Source organism: Marinilabilia sp. (genome assembly GCF_016278715.1).
Lineage (GTDB): Bacteria > Bacteroidota > Bacteroidia > Bacteroidales > Marinilabiliaceae > Marinilabilia.
This window is the reverse complement of sequence record NZ_JADQBH010000201.1, coordinates 1-16,650: the sequence shown is the minus strand read 5'-3', so window position 1 is coordinate 16,650 and position 16,650 is coordinate 1. Positions and strand designations below refer to the sequence as shown.

The 16,650-nt window shown below is 40.8% G+C and carries 13 protein-coding genes; 4 read left to right on the top strand and 9 right to left on the bottom strand.

Annotated features, from left to right (window positions below; all coding sequences use genetic code 11):
* Positions 1–118 precede the first annotated feature (118 nt).
* From QZZ43_RS12425 to QZZ43_RS12415, 3 genes are all read right to left on the bottom strand, one after another.
* On the bottom strand, positions 119–1,282 hold the full coding sequence (locus tag QZZ43_RS12425) for an aminotransferase class I/II-fold pyridoxal phosphate-dependent enzyme (RefSeq protein WP_291859773.1): 1,164 nt from the start codon (positions 1,280–1,282) through the stop codon (positions 119–121).
* Between the two features lie 11 nt (positions 1,283–1,293).
* Complete coding sequence (locus QZZ43_RS12420) at positions 1,294–2,214, bottom strand: prephenate dehydratase (RefSeq protein WP_291859770.1); 921 nt, start codon at positions 2,212–2,214, stop codon at positions 1,294–1,296.
* 306 nt (positions 2,215–2,520) lie between these two features.
* Positions 2,521–4,338: a methyl-accepting chemotaxis protein gene (locus tag QZZ43_RS12415; protein ID WP_291859769.1), complete on the bottom strand. Its 1,818-nt coding sequence runs from the start codon at positions 4,336–4,338 to the stop codon at positions 2,521–2,523.
* A gap of 108 nt (positions 4,339–4,446) precedes the next feature.
* On the opposite strand from QZZ43_RS12415, the gene QZZ43_RS12410 reads away from it, so the two are divergent.
* Complete coding sequence (locus tag QZZ43_RS12410; RefSeq protein ID WP_291859766.1) at positions 4,447–5,448, top strand: substrate-binding domain-containing protein; 1,002 nt, start codon at positions 4,447–4,449, stop codon at positions 5,446–5,448.
* Here QZZ43_RS12410 and QZZ43_RS12405 read toward each other — a convergent pair.
* The 3 genes from QZZ43_RS12405 to QZZ43_RS12395 all read right to left on the bottom strand — a co-directional run bounded on the left by QZZ43_RS12405 (position 5,445) and on the right by QZZ43_RS12395 (position 9,959).
* The gene (locus QZZ43_RS12405; protein WP_291859763.1) at positions 5,445–7,319 is read right to left on the bottom strand and encodes an ABC-F family ATP-binding cassette domain-containing protein; all 1,875 of its coding nucleotides are present in this window, start codon (positions 7,317–7,319) and stop codon (positions 5,445–5,447) included. The genes QZZ43_RS12410 and QZZ43_RS12405 overlap by 4 nt on opposite strands.
* 346 nt (positions 7,320–7,665) lie before the next feature.
* Positions 7,666–8,658: an L-glyceraldehyde 3-phosphate reductase gene (gene mgrA / locus QZZ43_RS12400; protein WP_291859761.1), complete on the bottom strand. Its 993-nt coding sequence runs from the start codon at positions 8,656–8,658 to the stop codon at positions 7,666–7,668.
* A gap of 23 nt (positions 8,659–8,681) precedes the next feature.
* A complete protein-coding gene (locus QZZ43_RS12395) occupies positions 8,682–9,959 on the bottom strand; it encodes a M64 family metallopeptidase (protein ID WP_291859759.1) in 1,278 nt (425 codons plus the stop codon).
* Positions 9,960–10,161: 202 nt separating this feature from the next.
* Between QZZ43_RS12395 and QZZ43_RS12390 the strand changes: the two genes are divergently transcribed.
* A complete protein-coding gene (locus tag QZZ43_RS12390; RefSeq protein ID WP_291859756.1) occupies positions 10,162–11,448 on the top strand; it encodes a mechanosensitive ion channel domain-containing protein in 1,287 nt (428 codons plus the stop codon).
* Between the two features lie 144 nt (positions 11,449–11,592).
* Positions 11,593–12,057, top strand: a complete 465-nt coding sequence (locus QZZ43_RS12385) for an Lrp/AsnC ligand binding domain-containing protein (protein ID WP_081485187.1) — start codon at positions 11,593–11,595, stop codon at positions 12,055–12,057.
* An 871-nt stretch (positions 12,058–12,928) separates the two neighbouring features.
* Here the strand turns inward: QZZ43_RS12385 and QZZ43_RS12380 are convergent.
* The 3 genes from QZZ43_RS12380 to QZZ43_RS12370 form a co-directional block, all read right to left on the bottom strand.
* Positions 12,929–13,753 carry a prenyltransferase/squalene oxidase repeat-containing protein gene (locus QZZ43_RS12380; RefSeq protein WP_291859747.1) on the bottom strand — a complete coding sequence of 275 codons (825 nt, stop codon included), beginning with the start codon at positions 13,751–13,753 and terminating at the stop codon, positions 12,929–12,931.
* Between the two features lie 175 nt (positions 13,754–13,928).
* Positions 13,929–14,840 carry a bifunctional UDP-sugar hydrolase/5'-nucleotidase gene (locus tag QZZ43_RS12375; protein WP_291859744.1) on the bottom strand — a complete coding sequence of 304 codons (912 nt, stop codon included), beginning with the start codon at positions 14,838–14,840 and terminating at the stop codon, positions 13,929–13,931.
* Between the two features lie 34 nt (positions 14,841–14,874).
* Positions 14,875–15,630, bottom strand: a complete 756-nt coding sequence (locus tag QZZ43_RS12370) for a 5'-nucleotidase C-terminal domain-containing protein (protein ID WP_291859741.1) — start codon at positions 15,628–15,630, stop codon at positions 14,875–14,877.
* A 208-nt stretch (positions 15,631–15,838) separates the two neighbouring features.
* On the opposite strand from QZZ43_RS12370, the gene QZZ43_RS12365 reads away from it, so the two are divergent.
* Positions 15,839–16,594, top strand: a complete 756-nt coding sequence (locus tag QZZ43_RS12365; protein ID WP_291859738.1) for a uracil-DNA glycosylase — start codon at positions 15,839–15,841, stop codon at positions 16,592–16,594.
* Positions 16,595–16,650 lie beyond the last annotated feature (56 nt).

Here is a 16,650-nt window from a genome sequence, read left to right as displayed (position 1 = left end):
TTGGCAGTTGACATTACTTGTTCTTCAGTTTCGGCGCTGCAGGGCCCGGATATAATTATGGGGCGCTTCAGTTCTAAACCCGGAAGGGTAATTGGTTGAATGTTTAAATTATGCATGGTTAATTGGTTATGATGTTTTCAATTCTGTTTATTGATTCCTGTAATTTTTCTTCTGATGTGCACAATGATATGCGAATGTACTTTTCTCCGTTATCACCAAAAATAAATCCCGGCGTAATGAACACATTTGCTTCGTAAAGAATTTTATCCGACAGGTCTTTGCTTGAAGGATATTTCTCCGGTATCCTGGCCCAGATAAACATGCCTACCTGATCTTCCTGCCAGGTGCATTCCAGCAGTGACATGATTCTCAGAACCAGTTCTTTTCTCTTCTTATAGACATTGTTTACTTCTTTGTACCACTTTTCTTCAAGCGCCAGGGCTCTGGCAGCAGCTTCCTGCATGGGGCGGAACATTCCCGAGTCCATATTGCTTTTTATTCGCAATATATATTTGATAAAATCAGCATTGGAAGCGGCCATACCAATTCGCCATCCGGCCATATTGTGCGATTTACTCAACGAGTTCAGCTCGATTGCTACCTCTTTGGCACCCGGAATCGAGAGCAGGCTTTGTGGTTCCTCATTTAGTATAAAGCTGTACGGGTTGTCGTTGCAAATCAATATGTCATTTCGCTTTGCAAAGGCTATCAACGCGGTAAAAAAGGTGCGACTGGCTTTTGCTCCGGTTGGCATATTAGGATAATTGACCCACATCATTTTGACCCTGGATAAATCCAGTTTTTCCAACGCTTCCAGGTCGGGTTGCCAGTTGTTTTCTTCCAATAAGTCGTACGAGCGCTCTTTGGCTCCAACAATTTGGGTTACTGCCGAGTAAGTCGGATAGCCGGGATTGGGTACCAATACCTCATCTCCCGGATTCAGGAAGGCCATTGAGATATGCATGATACCCTCTTTTGAACCCATCAGGGGAAGCACCTCCGACTCTGGGTCGAGGATTACTCCGTAAAACTTTTTATACCATTGTGAAAAGGCATTTCGAAGTTCAGGTATTCCGATGTAACCCTGATATCCATGTGTGTCGGGTCGCAAGGCTGCTTTGTTAAGGGTTTCCAGAACTTCCGGAGCCGGCGGTTGATCGGGATTTCCAATTCCCAGGTTGATGACAGGTTTGCCATCTTTTATCATTCCTGCAATTTCTTTCAGTTTGAGGGAGAAGTAATACTCTTTTACTTCACTGACTCTATGGGCTGGTGTTATCATAGTTCCGTTCTTTAAATCGATAATAGTGCTTGTTGAACTTTCTCTTTTCTTACCGTTTCCCCATTGGTTGAATGTGTGGTTTGACAAGCTTCGTACTCACCCAGAATTCTTAATTTTTTGCAAAGTGGACGAATGGCATCCAATGATTGCATATATCGTTCATAATCATTGTAATTTATATCAATGTAAAATAAATATTCCCATTCTACACCAACCACAGGCAATGATTGAATTTTTGAAAGATTGATGCTGTAGAAAGCCAGAATAGTAAGAACTTTCGACAGGCTTCCTTCTTCATGGGGGAGAGAGAATACCAAAGATGATTTATTGATTCTTTTTTGTTCGAGAAGTTCTGCCTTTTCAAGGCTGTCTTTCTGACCAATTATGAGAAAACGTGTAAAATTGTGCTTGTTGGTTTCAATACCGCTTTCGATGATGTCCAGATGATAAAGGTCTGCTGCCAGGGATGATGCAATGGCTCCAATTCCTTTTAACTGACCGTCTTCAATAACCTTGGCACTATAGGCGGTATCTTCACTTTCAATGAGTTTGATATGCGGGTAATCTTTGAAAAATGCCTCGCACTGAGCAAGGGCCATCGGATGGGAGTGTACCTCGTGGAGATCCTTAATGGTTTGTCCCGGCAGAGCCATCAGATGGTGCTTAATTCTTAACTTGTGTTCACCATGAATGAAAAAACCCGATTCACGCAACATGGTGTAGTTGGGGAGTAAGCTTCCCACCAGTGTGTTTTCAATGGCCATAATGCCAAGGGTTTCAGGATTGTTGTGCATGACATCAAACACTTCCTGAAACGTGTGGCAGGCAACAGGTTCTACTTCTTTGTTGCTGAACCAGGCTCTGGCTGCAATCTCATGATTGGCCCCCGGTATTCCCTGAATGGCTACTTTAACTTTTTCTGTTTTACTCATGGTTTAAATAAAAAAAATCCCGCCTGTTGGGGCGGGACGCATATTTTGAAAATTCCTTTTCGTTATTGATTATGCATGAGCCTGCCCCTTCTGGTTGAAAAACCAAAAAAATAAAAGAAGAAATAAAAGAAAGTATAGGCATGCATTAACATGATAAATTGTCTTTGTTTTGTTTGTTCTGCAAAAATAATTATTAATTTAGTCTAAAACAATTAAATTGAAAAAAAATAACGGGTTTTGCTTATAAAATTAAAGTGGGGTGTGTGAGTATTGTCATATATTCATCTTCTGGTGACTGTTTTGGGCCTAATAATCTTCCTCCTCGTCTTCGGCACTTCTCAATGCTTTGAAAGAAGTGGTGGCATTCAGAAGTTCATGGGACATCCCCTGCAACTTATCTGAGGTTATGTTGATTTCATCCGCACTGGAGGCATTTCTCTGGGTTATCTGATTCAACTCCTGAAGTGCCAGGTTGATTTGTTGCACTCCGCTAACCTGTTCTACCGATGCTGCTGAAATTTCACTTACCAATTCGGCCGTTTTTTCAATTTGTGGGGTAAGTTCATCAAGCATTTGTGTCGAGAGGCGGGATGCTTCAATGGTTATTGCAGATACTTTGCTGATTTCCTGAGCTGCAGTCTGACTCCGTTCGGCAAGTTTGCGAACTTCAGCGGCCACCACAGAGAAACCTCTGCCTTCCTGTCCGGCTCGTGCTGCTTCCACTGCTGCGTTGAGAGCCAGAATGTTGGTCTGAAAGGCAATGTCTTTGATAACCATTATTTTGCTTGTAATCTCTTCAAGTTGCAAAGCTGCTTCTTTGCTTCGTTTGTTACTTTCCCGCATTTGGGAAGCTGCTTTTGCAGAAATTCTTTCCGTTTCTTTGGAGTTGTGGGTATTTTGCTCGATCACACCGTGCATCTCCTCCATAGATGATGATACTTCTTCGGCGGAGGAGGCCTGTTGGTTTGCACCTTCAGCCAGATCAAGCGCTTTCTCATTGAGTTGTTCGCTGTAATCTGCAACTCCTCTTGAAGTGTTGATAATGTCAGATATCAATTTATTGAGGTTAACCGTCATATTGTTCAGGGCACTTCCCAGACGACCGATTTCATCTTTCCGGTCTTCTTTCATTTTAACGGTGAGATCTCCTTTGGCTACTCTTTCGGCAAGCTCGATTCCTCTGATGATGGGGCGTCCTATGGAGTTAGAAAGAATAACAATAAGTGATGCGCCCAAAACAATTGAAAGGATAATGGTTATTATTTGTATTGTCCGCTGTTTGTTGGTGATCTCATTGCTGGTATTTCCAACAATCTGGATTTGATCCAATCCAATATCTGAGGATGCCCGAACTTCCCACATCACATTTTTGGATGCTTCATAATTGTTAAGTTCGGCAATACGCATTTGCTTATAGGTGGAAAGCAAATTGTCAAAAATGTCATATAAGCCAGAGGTGAGAGTCTTTAGGTCTGCTCTTGAAGGAATTCCCATTGCTCTGTTTCTGGATTCGGGCAATTCTTTTGCCAACTCAATTAATGCTACGCCATTTCGGTTAAGAATATGATTATTAATCTGAACTGCAAGCTGATTTGCTTCTGCAACAATCCGTGTTTCATTAAACGAATTGGTGCTGGCTGTGCTGTTGAGGTTGTTTAAGGTTTGATTAAAAAGGCCTAGTTGATTTTCAAACCTGGAAGAGATAGCAAGATATTTTTCTCTTGTTTCCTTGTAACGTGTCAGATGCTGTTTGAGTAGGTCCAGGAATACACCTTTTTTAATCAATTCCTCTTTCCGATCCGTTGTAAGTTCAATCAGATTCTGAAATGCTGTATTGGTGCGGTCAAAGGTGATTTCTGCCTGACTGTTGAAATATGGATTCTTTGAAAAATCGAAGGATTTGGCATTTTCACTGGTTTCCTGCCAGTAACGCATCAGATAATTCACTTCATAAACTGTAGGAATATGCGTTTCTGATAGGTTTTTTGTTTGCTTGGATATTTTATTGAGGTTGCTCAATAAAACTAGGCCTGTTATTACAGAAATTGCGATGATTAAAGTAAAACCGAGTCCTATTTTGTGGCGGATACTGATATCCCGCCAGCTCCAATTGAAGTTTTGCATTGTAAAAAACGTTTTTGGTCAGGTAAAAATATGTATATTTTCTTGGAATTTAGCTTTTGTTTAGATTTTTTTTGATATTTGTAATCAGATGAAAATGCATTTTGTACTATGAAAATTCTAAAGATTTCTCTTTCAGCCTTGTTATTTTCTTTTTTGCTTTCCTGTTCCAATGGGTCGGAATATACCGTAGGATATCTAAATCCCGCGCAAAACCGGGAAAGATTTGTTAAAGAAGGCAATTTTATGGCCGAAAAGTTAAAAGAGCACGGTATAGCTACTTTAATAAAACATGCCGAAGACAATGATATCACTCAGTTGGCCCAGGGTTATGAGTTACTTGCCCAAGGAGTTGACTTACTGGTGATAGCTGCTGTTAACGGAAATACGATTGCTCCACTTGTTCGGGATGCCAGGGCACAGGGGGTGAAAGTGATTGCTTACAACCGGCTGATTAACAACTCCAATTATGACATGTTTGTGACTGGTGACAATGAAGAGATTGCCCGCATCTTTTGTGAAGGTGCTCTTGCTGCCGCGCCCTCAGGGAATTACGTGGTTTTTGCCGGTGACAGATTTGACAAAAATGGATTCGAAGTGAAGGCCCATATTGATGTTATGTTAAAACCTCATGTGGACGCTGGGGAGATAAATGTGATTTATGAATCTTATATTGAGGGATGGAACAGAGAACGGGCTACCTATGAGTTTCAAAATATTCTGGATTCCCACGGACTGACAGTGGATGCGGTGATCAGTTGCAATGATCCGATGGGGCTTGGGGTTGTAGATGTTCTCAATAAATATGGAATCGCCGACAAGGTTTTTGTTACCGGTCAGGATGCTATTTTAGAAGCTGTAAGGAGTATTGAAGATGGAGGAATGAATCTCACGGTATATCACCCACATAAAGAATTGGGGTATAAAACCGGCGATTTAATTGCAAAAATTCTGATGGAAAATGGGAATCCTGAAGAGCTGGCAAATGCCAGCACATTTAACGGAACTCAGACCATCCCTACCTTCAGCGTTAAATCGATGGGGATTACAAGGAACAACCTGCAGGATCTTGTTGATATGGGAGAATACTCCTGGGATGAAATAAGAAATTAATTATCTTTTTCGCTCAACTCGAGCCATCTCATTTCGCAATGGTCAAGTTCTTCTATTATTTTGCCAAGATCCGATGAGGTTTGAAGCAATCCTTCTCCGGATAAGGCTCCGGAGTTGAGTTGTGCTTCCATTTCACTTTTTTGAGCTTCTAATTTTTCAATTTGCTGTTCAAGACTTTCTATTTCCTTTTTTTCCTTGAAAGTGATTTTGTTTTTGTCGGGTTTTCGGGCAGGTTTTCTCTTTTTAGATTCTTTTGCGGTGACAGAAGATGCTGCTTTTTGTAGTTTTTCTTTTGCTTTAATATGGGTATAATAATCAGTGTAATTTCCCGGAAAATCTTTTATTCCGCCATTCCCTTCGAAAACAAATAAGTGGTCTGTGACTTTATCAAGGAAGTAACGGTCGTGGGAGACCACCATTACACAACCATCAAACTGAAGGAGATAATCTTCCAGAATGTTTAGCGTCAGGATGTCAAGATCGTTGGTGGGCTCATCAAGAATCAGGAAGTTTGGATTCTTCATGAGAACGGTCATCAGGTAGAGCCGTTTTTTCTCACCACCACTGAGTTTCTCCACCAGCACATTATGCATTTCGTTGGGGAACATAAAATATCTTAGAAACTGAGATGCAGACATAGATTGGTCTTTTCCCAGTTGGATGTGGTCTGCAATGTCGGTGATTACATCCAAAACTCTTTTACTGTTGTCAATATTCAGTCCTTCCTGTCTGTAGTAGCCAAAAACCAGGGTTTCTCCGGGTTCCACCTCTCCGCTATCGGGTTGAAGTTTGCCGGTAAGGATGTTCAGAAAGGTGGACTTTCCGCTTCCGTTTTTCCCGATTATGCCGATTTTTTCTCCGCGCACAAATTTGTAGGAAAAGTCGCGAATTAGGTTGAGGGTGTCAAAGCTTTTGCTGATGTGGTGCAGGTTGACAACTTTTTTACCCAGCCGTGAGGATTTGATGTTTATTTCCAGGTTTTGTTCTTCAGTACTTTGTCCGGCAGTTTTTTTGAGATCATAAAAAGCGTCTATCCTGTATTTGGCTTTGGTGCCCCGGGCCTGTGGCTGGCGGTTCATCCAGTCCTGCTCTTTTCGTAACAGATTTCTCGCTTTTTCTACCTCCAGATTTTTCTGGTTGATGCGTTCGTCCCGTTTTTCCAGATAGTAGGTGTAGTTTCCTTTGTATTGATATAGCGTTTCGTCCTGTAATTCGTATATTTCGTTGCAGACATTGTCCAGGAAATACCGGTCGTGAGTAACCATCAAGAGGGTCATCCTGCTTCTTTTCAGGTAATCTTCCAACCATTCGATCATGTCTAAATCAAGGTGGTTGGTGGGCTCATCCAGAATCAGAAAGTCCGGATTGGTAATTAATACTCTGGCAAGGGCCACTCGTTTTATCTGCCCACCAGACAATTGGGCCATGGGCTGGTCAAACATATCGATTTTTAACTGCGAAAGAATCTGCTTTGCCCGTTCTTCATAGTCCCAGGCATTCAGATGTTCCATGCGGGGGAGTAACGTCTGAAGAGAGTCATGGTCATTTTCGGCAATAGCTTTTTCATATTGACGAACAACCACGGCTGTTTCGTTCTCGGAGTGGAAAATGGATTCCAGAACAGTAAGTTCCGGTTCAAAATCAGGATCCTGAGCCAGATACCCTGTGACAATCTCCTTTCGCCAGGTTACATTGCCTGAATCTGCAGAAAATTTTCCTCCCAGAATATTGAGAAGCGTGGTTTTCCCTGTTCCGTTTCTTGCGATGAGGGCAGCTTTGTCCCCTTCCTCTAAACCGAAAGAAAGGTTGCTGAACAAACGAATGTCCCCCCAGTTATGGGTAAGATTTTCTACTGAAAGTATGTTGGCCATAATATTTTCTTCTATTGCCGACAAAGATAACAAGATTGGTGATAAAGTGAGAAGGGAAAACTTTATGGGGCAGCTAAAAAAAGCGCCTCTAAATCCCCCCAAGAGGGTTTTTGAATTCTTGGCATAGGTAGATTTTGATGAGAAGAAAAAGTGAGTTTGTTGATAGGCAGTAGTTATCAGGGTTGGCGGACGGGGGTCCGCCATTTTTAAGCAACAGAGTTAAGCCTGTTTAACGATAAACCCAAACAACTTTGTTACACATATTAACGATACATCTTCAATCGAAGGTAATTATGCTTACTGAAGGCTAAGGATGAACGGTTTGTTCAACCTCAGCCTCAATCCTTTATTTCAAAATCTTCTCAATATCATTCAACTCCTCTTCGGTGAATGCTGTGTTATTTAGTGCATCCAGATTGTTGTTGAGCTGCTCCACGCTGCTGGCACCAATCAGAACAGAGGTAACTCTGCTGTCTTTCAGTAACCAGGCAATGGACATTTGGGCAAGTGACTGAGCTCTGGTGGCCGCGACTGCATTTAATTTGTTTAGTCTGGCCTGAACTTCAGGTGTTAGGGCATCTTTATGCAGGAATCCGTGAGGATTGGCCATTCGGGAATTGGCAGGGATATCTTTCAGATATTTGTTGGTTAACAGCCCCTGAGCCAGAGGTGAGAATGCAATGGACCCAACTCCGCGTTTTCCCAGAACGTCCAGGAGGCCATCGTCTTCCACCCATCGATCCAGCATACTGTATCTGGGTTGATGGATGAGTAATGGAACGCCCAGGTCACGCAGAATAGTTTCAGCTTGTTGTGTCAGATCCGCTGGATAGTTGGATATTCCTGCATACAGCGCTTTCCCCTGTTTTACAGCATGCGCCAGGGCTCCCATTGTTTCTTCGAGGGGTGTATTGGGATCGGGACGGTGAGAATAAAAAATATCTACATATTCCAAACCCATACGCTTCAGACTTTGGTCGAGGCTGGCAAGGAGATATTTTCTGGAACCCCATTCTCCGTAAGGTCCGGGCCACATTAGATACCCTGCTTTTGAGGAAATAATCATTTCATCCCGGTAAGGTTTGAAATCGGTAGCCAGGATACGGCCAAAATTTTCTTCAGCACTTCCCGGAACAGGTCCGTAGTTATTGGCCAGGTCGAAATGGGTTATGCCATTGTCGAATGCATGATGAAGGATGCTTCGTCCGTTTTCGAAAACATCGACCGATCCGAAGTTGTGCCATAGGCCTAGTGACAAAGCCGGCAGCTTAATTCCGCTTTTTCCGCAACGGCGGTAAATCATGTTGTCGTAACGCTTTTCGCTTGCTAAATAATTCATATATATGGTTTTATTAATGTTTTCTATTTTGTGTAAAAGTTGACTGCTTTCTTGATAGATAACTTGCATACTTCACAAAATCCATCCGCTTCATTCGATTTCATCCGGCAGTTTATGGCTGGCCGGTATATTCCTTTTGCTGAATAACCTGCTCCTTCAAACACCCCTGTGATGTTCTTGTATTTGTTATTTGCAGGTGTCGGGATAGGAGTGGATTCATCAATAAGGTTTTTCCATTTGCTTTCAAAATCGACCAAAGTGGTAATGTTGGGGTGCCAGGGCTCAGTTTTCAAATCAAAAAAGTCCGAATAACTTACATCGGGTGAGTAATATTCATCTCCCAGCCCGGCCAGGCCATGGCCTATTTCATGAATGAGTACTTTTGCAGAATAGGGGTGTCCGGCAGAGGTGATAGAAAAGTGATTGTAAACACCACCACCACCATATTTTTTTGTGTTGACCAATACGATAATGTGGTCGCGTGGATGAGCGGCAGAATAATCGAAAATCTTCCATGTATAAAGGCTTTCAAGATACCTGTCGGTGCCAAAGGTGTTGAACGAACTGCCCATCGCAGTGTTTCCCCATTCTTCTTTTTGCGGATTATTAGTTCCGGAATCGCCTGAAGGAACCGCCATGGCTCTTATGGTTATTTTATCCTTAAGTTGGTCGTATGGAGGGGTACTCAAAAGTTGCAAAGAGACATTTTCAGCATCTTCAAAGAAGGTTTCAGTTTCGTCCTTTGTATATCCTTCTGCTAAAATCAAAAGGTCCAACTGTCTCGATGGATCTTCGATGCCGTGAATCTTTTTTGAAGGGAATCTTTCCGGCGATAACTTTTGGATGATGGATGATGGCGAGAAGAATTCTGAGCGTAAGGTTCTGAACATCCCCATTGAATCGCGTAATTCCAGTTTTACAAAGACCTCCTTGAGGGGGAAAGGCGTTTCCACAGTTTGTCTGAATGCCCGTTCTTTTTTATTGGCTTCAGGCGTGGATTGCCATTCTTCAAAAAGAGTGCAGAACCCTTTTATGAACAAGGTGTCGAGTTTTTCTTTTTCTATAAGCAGAACCCGGTAGGACCCATAGTCATAGTTAGGTATGGCTTGTCCCGGGCTGCATTGGTAATTTGGAGATTTGAGATAATTGACAATGGTCACAGTTTGTTCCTGATGGTTTCCCGAAAGGACAAAATCGATTCTCAGTGCCTCTTCAAAGTTAAGTCTGTCCTGCGCGAATAACAGGGAAGGAGAAAAGACAACCAGTATCAGTAGTGTTAGTAAAAAATTATTTGGCTTCATTCGTTATTGGAAAATAGGTTACATTCCGTTGTTTCGTTATTTTTGTGCAAACATTCAATGTTGACCGGGATAATTGATTGAATTCTTATTTGATGGCAGATTAAGGGGTTTTTAGAATTCCCGGTTAAAATCTGCTGGAGTCAAAATTTAGGTTAATTATGATTCAAACAAAAATATACAAAAACATTGTAATAATTAAAGCATGGAGACGATAAATTCTAACGTAAATTGGCTAACCGAATGGCTTCATTCCCGTTTGCAGTTGCTTAATCTTTCTGAATTCTGGACAGAAATCCTGCTTTTTGGCATTTCTACAGTGCTTATGCTGCTGCTTTCCTGGTTGGCTTTTTTTATTGTGCGAAGAGTCCTTCTGTTTTCTATCATCCGGATGGTGAGAAAAACCAGGTCGAAAATGGATGACCATCTGGTCCACCGAAAGGTATTTCATCGGTTGGCTCATTTGGCACCGGTGGTGGTTATTTACTTTCTTTCAGGTGTTTTTTGGGGTGACCAACCGGATCGGTTAGCGGTTTTTCACGATTTGGTTTCTCTGTATTTGTTGATTGTTATCCTGATGGCTTTTCAGGCATTGTTGCGGGCTTTTGAGGATATTTACAATACCTTTCCCTTTGCTTACGACCGTCCGATTAAAGGTTATTTACAAGTGATTCAGCTGTTGGCCATTATTATTGGTATTCTGGTTGCGGTTTCCATTATTTTTAATGTCAAGGTAACTGCCATTATTGCAGGAATGGGAGCTCTGGCTGCTGTTCTGATGTTGATTTTCAGAGATTCCATTCTTGGGTTGGTGGCTGGGGTACAGCTTTCTGCGAATCGGATGGTACGTGTGGGTGACTGGATTTCTATGCCCGGCCATAATGCAGATGGAACGGTTCAGGAGATTTCGCTGAATACCGTAAAGGTGCGTAACTGGGATAAAACCATTTCCACCATTCCAACTTATGCAATGGTTTCCAATTCGTTTGTAAACTGGCGTGGGATGGAAGAATCCGGAGGTCGTCGTATTGCCCGATCAGTCTTCATTGATACCCATAGCGTGAAGTTTTGTACCTCAGAGATGCTGGATAAGTTTAAGAAAATTCACCATCTTAAATCATACATCGAAGAACGACAAAAAGAAATAGAAGAGTATAACAAGCAAAATGAAATAGATGAATCTTTGCCTGTTAATGGGAGACGGATGACCAATTTGGGAATTTTCAGAAAATATCTGGAAAATTATCTCACCAAGCATCCTAAAATTAATGAAAAGATGACGCTGATTGTGCGTCATCTTGATCCAGGTGAGAAGGGCATTCCGATACAGATTTATGCGTTCTCCCGAGAACAGGAATGGATTAAATTTGAAGCTGTTCAGGCAGATATTTTTGATCATATTCTGGCGATTATTCCTCTGTTTGACCTTCAGATTTTTCAAAACCTCAGTGGCGATGATTTGAAACAATTGGCCCACATACTTAAAAACTGAAAGTGAATTAGGAAGTTAAAAAATTCGTAGTGCTATTTTTGCTCCATATTTATTGGATTATTGGATAAATACCCGTAAATTCGAAAAGAATCATTAAAAAAAGAGCAGAAATTCTTTTAATTTCTAACATTTGTCATTTTTAATATGGAGAGCAATTTACAGATTGATAGCCTTGACAAAAAAATTTTGTCAATGATTACACATAATGCCCGAATTCCGTTTCTTGAAGTTGCCAGGGAATGTAAGGTGTCCGGTGCTGCAATTCACCAACGCATTCAGCGTTTGATGAATATGGGGGTTATTAAAGGATCCGAATTTATCATTAATCCCAGTAAAATTGGTTATCACACCTGTGCTTTTATGGGAATATTCCTCAAAAAAGCAAGCCTTTTTGATAAGGTGGTAAAGATGTTGGAAGAAATTCCGGAAGTGGTTGAATGTCACTATACCACAGGTGAGTATGCCATGTTTATTAAGATTTTTGCCAAAAGTAATGAGCATTTAAAGCGTATTTTACACGACCGTCTACAAAACATCCCGGGCATCTCATCTACCGAGACAATTATCTCCCTGGATGAGTCCTTTAAGAGACAATTACCGATAGAGTAATAGGTTATTTGATATTGAAAATCGCGCTTAAGCTTCAGAACAAGAGGTTTTAGCGCGTTTTTTATTTATAAGGATTATGTCCTGAAATGAATTGGTTACACAAAACTTTTAGATTCTTATCATTTCCTTATCGGCTGAGAAATGGAGAGTTCTTTCCTGTTCAGTGTTCTTATTCATACTCTAGGTTTGTTTTAAAGGGCTACCCCTTTCTCTGTTGTTTCTTTGGTATTGTTTAGTTGAACTGATAATCCAGGAGAAAACGTCCCGTATGTGAATCATATAGGATTTATTACGCGAATCTTTCGGTTTAGTTCAGACAATGAATATTTAAAGCCCCCATAGAAAAAGCTTTAATTCCGTTTTGTGGAATTATTTCTTTATTGCGGGACAATATTCCTTTTTTTAATCAGTGTTTCAGGCACAATAGTCTGTTAAAATTGCCAAAACGCAGATACGCAAAGATTTTATAATCGGAGAGTAGAGTTTTATTTTTTGAGGCTTGTAAGATTCTTATAGTCAACTAGATGAAAATAGCTTGCGGAGTATTGTTAAGTGAATACCTTAAAGCATTTCGTATCAATTTCATAAACAGTCACAGTAATTAGTTTAAGTTGGTATTTTTCGGAAAGATCCACTAATCTTTCTTTATCGATCAACTCAATCGGAGTAACACCATCTCTATTTGCTTCATTCTTTGCCTGGTTTGTAAAGGCTTGAAGAAAATTGTGAATCGGAATCACATATTATTAAAACTGAGGTGCTTTCAAATTTGTCTGTTTTTTTTCTGAACCCGGTTCGTTTTAATTACCCATAGCTTTGTAATATTTAGGGCTTGTAATGAACTCTTTTTTAAGATATCTTCTTTCAATTCTTATTCTAAATTATTCAATATTTCATAATACCGTTCAGTAGCAAGGTCACTTGGTTCTCCCTTTTTACAAAAGGAAAGTTTTGCCAACTTTCTGTTGGGATTTTCTACTATTATTTTCCCCTTAACCATTTTGGATTCTAAAACGTTAAGCGCCTCTATAAATCTATTATCTTTCTTAGCTATGTCATAAAAAGATAGAACATGAACATAGAAAAATAGGTTATATCTAAAAAAAGGATATTCAACTTTCATGAATAAAGTGCCAATTCCATAATGGCAAGGGCCTAGGGGTTCCCGGGTTTCCCAATGATTGAGTAAAAATTCCACGGCCTTATCCAGTTGTTTATTATTATTAAGAAAATGTGTGAATCTGAATGTGTCTAAAACTTCTAATGTTGTTCCTGGATTTGAATAGACCGTTTCCGGCCCTCTTCCAAATTTATAGGTATTACAACGCCAACCACCATCATTATGCTGAATTTTAAGGAGATGTTCAAAAGTTTTTTTTAGTCTATTATCGTTAGTATATCCCATGCGACATAAAATCCTAGCAGTACCAGCGGTATGACAAGGGTATATTGCACCCTTTGGTGCTATTTGAAATCGTCCGTCTTCTCGCCATGAACTAAGTATCAATTCAGCAGTATCTTTAATTACAGGTGAAGAAGTCGTTAATCCCAACTCTGCGAGCATTAACGCACTACCAAGAGTTGAAAACGGGCTTCCTTTGGCTATCCGTTTGTCAGGGGAAGTCCATAAATCACCGCCATTATCATACCGTTTAGCAATTATTTCTTCTATATCTGATTCATAATGTTTTGTCATAATTATTGTATTACATTATTTCATAATGAATCTAAAATAGTATTCAACGTTACGCCTTTGGGTTTTTTGTTCTAGGTTTGATTAAAACAAAATAATATAGAAAAATGAAATACTTATATGGGCTAATGTCTTCTGTTTTTTATCTGGTTTTATAACTAAGAAACCAAAAGTACCACTATCTTAGAAGGTGTTGCGTGGCGAGGAACGTGGACTTCCCATTATTTAATGTAACATCCAGCTGGCCCAGAATTACTCCGCCCCAGCCAACCTGATTGATTATAACATTCTTGCCTTGTCTGTTTTTTATTTGTTCCGGTTCCTCCAGGAATGTGTGGGTATGTCCACCAACGATGATATCAATGGAAGAAGTTTCTGCGGCCAATTTTCTGTCTGAATCAGGTCTTTCGGAAGTGCTGTTAATTCCAAGATGTGAAAGTGCAATGATGAGATTGCATTTCTTTTCATTTTTGAGAAATGTAGCAGTCTCTTCTCCGATGCTTACCGGATTCAGCCATTCCATTCCTTCATAATTAGCGGGAGATACCAGACCAGCAGGATTTATGCCCAGACCAATGATTCCAATTCGGAAGGGGCCTTTTTCGATAATTTTCCAGGGTTGGGTTTTTTCTTCAAGCGGGGTGCCTTCGAATTTGTAATTGCTGCAAATGAATGGGAATTCGGCGTATTGTAGCTGGTCTGCCAAATGTTGCATCCCGTTGTCGAATTCGTGATTTCCGATGGTTGCTGCATCGTATTTCATTTTCGTCATCAGTTCCAACTCTGGTTTTCCACCAAAAAAATTGAAGTAGGGGGTTCCCTGAAAAATATCTCCCGCATCCAGCAGTATAACGTGTTCCTTCTGATTGCGCAGTTTGTTTATGAGGTTAGCTCTTCTGGAAAATCCACCCAGGTTTGGAAATTCTGGATGATTGCTTTCGAATGGATCCAGGTGACTGTGAACGTCATTGGTATGCAGAATGGTTAGTGTATTGCCGGTGGAAGATTCTCCTCTGAGAGTGAAAGGGATAGCAGCAGCAATACTTCCTGCGGCAAGCGTTTTTAAAAAATGTCGTCTATTGGTATGCATGTGGTTGTTTTATTGATAGTTGGCTGATGGTTCTTTACTGCATTTCGATGCGTTTGTTTTCAGGCACCGGAATGAGACTGCCTTGTTTCTCTATATCTCTGATGTGCTGAATAATCAGGTCACGGATCTTTTGAGACGATTCATACTTTTCTGTTGCTTTGGCAAATATGGTGTAATGGTCACCACCTGTGGCAAGGTAATCGGATGTCACCACATAATAAAAGGCCTCGTCTTTTACTTGTTGGTTATGGATTTTCGGGTTTTTTACCGATTGGTCGGCAAAAGAAAAAGAACCACCACTCAGGCCGTCGCCGTTAGATTCGCCTATATGCTGATAGAGTTTTTTGATGTCTTCTCCTGACATTTTCAAGGTTACCATCTGGTTTTCGAAGGGCATCAGGGCATAGATGTGCTTGACTTTTATGGGGCCCTTCGGAAGCGGAGCTCTCAATCCCCTGATGTTTATGACCGTGATAACAGGAAATTGTTCTTTTCCCAGTTCTTTTAATTCCTTCGTAGCGGCTTCCCTAAGGAGGTCAGCAACAAAACTGGAAAGGGGGGACTCGGGTTTGTCGGCAAACATTTCTTCAGGAGAAGTTCCGATTACTTCATTCATTATTGCATCTACCGAATCGCGAAGCGGTGCAATATAAGCAGTCACTGTTGAATCTGGTGCAATTGTACTGTCTATGGAAATTTGACGGGATCCTGTTAGTGATGGCTTTCTGTGTGATTGACAGCCGGTTGATGCCAACGCCAGCAGAATGAGAAAGAAAAGGTGTTGTCGCATTTTTTTGTTTTCAAAGCTAACAAATTGGAGGGGATTAGGGTTTATTGAAGGTTGCAAAATTGTTAAGGTTCTTAGGGATCAGAAGTTTTAGCGGAATGAATGATGGTTTTATTTGAACCAATGCAGGAATAATTATATTTGAACATTCAACCTGATTATTTGCGAATTTATCAGGTTAAGTAAACAAGTTTAATTTTAAATAATCCTGATGATATTACCCTCAGATATTCATTCTTCCTGGAAGCTTTTTTTTACTCAAGAGGTTTTGTCAATTCTTGATGAGGTCGAAAACAAAATTGGAATTGCGAATAGTGAAGAGATTACCCCGGCTGTTAATGATATGCTTCGTTTTTTGACACTTGATTTATCAAAAGCAAAAGTAGTAATTCTGGGTCAGGACCCCTATCCACAAAAGGGGGTTGCTACAGGTCGTGCTTTTGAAGTAGGGCCTTTGAGAAGCTGGACAGGGAGTTTCCGGAACACAAGTCTTCGAAATATTGTTCGGGCACTCTATGCTGCAGAGAAAAAGGAGTTCAGGACCTTCAACAGTGTCAAAAATGAAATTGCAGATGGTCGTTTTGTTCTTCTTCCACCCAATCAACTGTTTAAGCATTGGGAACGACAAGGGGTTTTGTTACTGAATACCTCTTTTTCCTGCAATTTGGGCAAGCCCGGGAGTCACTCAAAACATTGGAAACCATTTACCGACAGATTGCTGGATTACATCAACCAGGCTTGTCCGGATTTGATTTGGTTTTTGTGGGGTAATCATGCCCAAAAGGCAGTGGAGCATCTTGATTTGAAACATAGTATTTCCACCACTCACCCGATGATATGCCATAAGCGGGCCGATGATTTTTTATTCGGAGATACAAATGCTTTTGAAGCAACTCATAAATTGATAGACTGGACAGGAGAAGACAAAAAAGCCTCTTCCGGGCAAAAGCAGAAGAGGCTTTGGTGATTCTGTCGGTTTATTTAGTGCCTGTCCATAAACTAAGCAAATTTTGTTTTTAGAGC

Bases quoted from the DNA above. Each gene is read 5' to 3' on its own strand.
- QZZ43_RS12425 (WP_291859773.1), bottom strand. From the start codon at position 1,282: ATGATAACACCAGCCCATAGAGTCAGTGAAGTAAAAGAGTATTACTTC.
- QZZ43_RS12420 (WP_291859770.1), bottom strand. From the start codon at position 2,214: ATGAGTAAAACAGAAAAAGTTAAAGTAGCCATTCAGGGAATACCGGGG.
- QZZ43_RS12415 (WP_291859769.1), bottom strand. From the start codon at position 4,338: ATGCAAAACTTCAATTGGAGCTGGCGGGATATCAGTATCCGCCACAAA.
- QZZ43_RS12410 (WP_291859766.1), top strand. From the start codon at position 4,447: ATGAAAATTCTAAAGATTTCTCTTTCAGCCTTGTTATTTTCTTTTTTG.
- QZZ43_RS12405 (WP_291859763.1), bottom strand. From the start codon at position 7,319: ATGGCCAACATACTTTCAGTAGAAAATCTTACCCATAACTGGGGGGAC.
- mgrA (WP_291859761.1), bottom strand. From the start codon at position 8,658: ATGAATTATTTAGCAAGCGAAAAGCGTTACGACAACATGATTTACCGC.
- QZZ43_RS12395 (WP_291859759.1), bottom strand. From the start codon at position 9,959: ATGAAGCCAAATAATTTTTTACTAACACTACTGATACTGGTTGTCTTT.
- QZZ43_RS12390 (WP_291859756.1), top strand. From the start codon at position 10,162: ATGGAGACGATAAATTCTAACGTAAATTGGCTAACCGAATGGCTTCAT.
- QZZ43_RS12385 (WP_081485187.1), top strand. From the start codon at position 11,593: ATGGAGAGCAATTTACAGATTGATAGCCTTGACAAAAAAATTTTGTCA.
- QZZ43_RS12380 (WP_291859747.1), bottom strand. From the start codon at position 13,753: ATGACAAAACATTATGAATCAGATATAGAAGAAATAATTGCTAAACGG.
- QZZ43_RS12375 (WP_291859744.1), bottom strand. From the start codon at position 14,840: ATGCATACCAATAGACGACATTTTTTAAAAACGCTTGCCGCAGGAAGT.
- QZZ43_RS12370 (WP_291859741.1), bottom strand. From the start codon at position 15,630: ATGCGACAACACCTTTTCTTTCTCATTCTGCTGGCGTTGGCATCAACC.
- QZZ43_RS12365 (WP_291859738.1), top strand. From the start codon at position 15,839: ATGATATTACCCTCAGATATTCATTCTTCCTGGAAGCTTTTTTTTACT.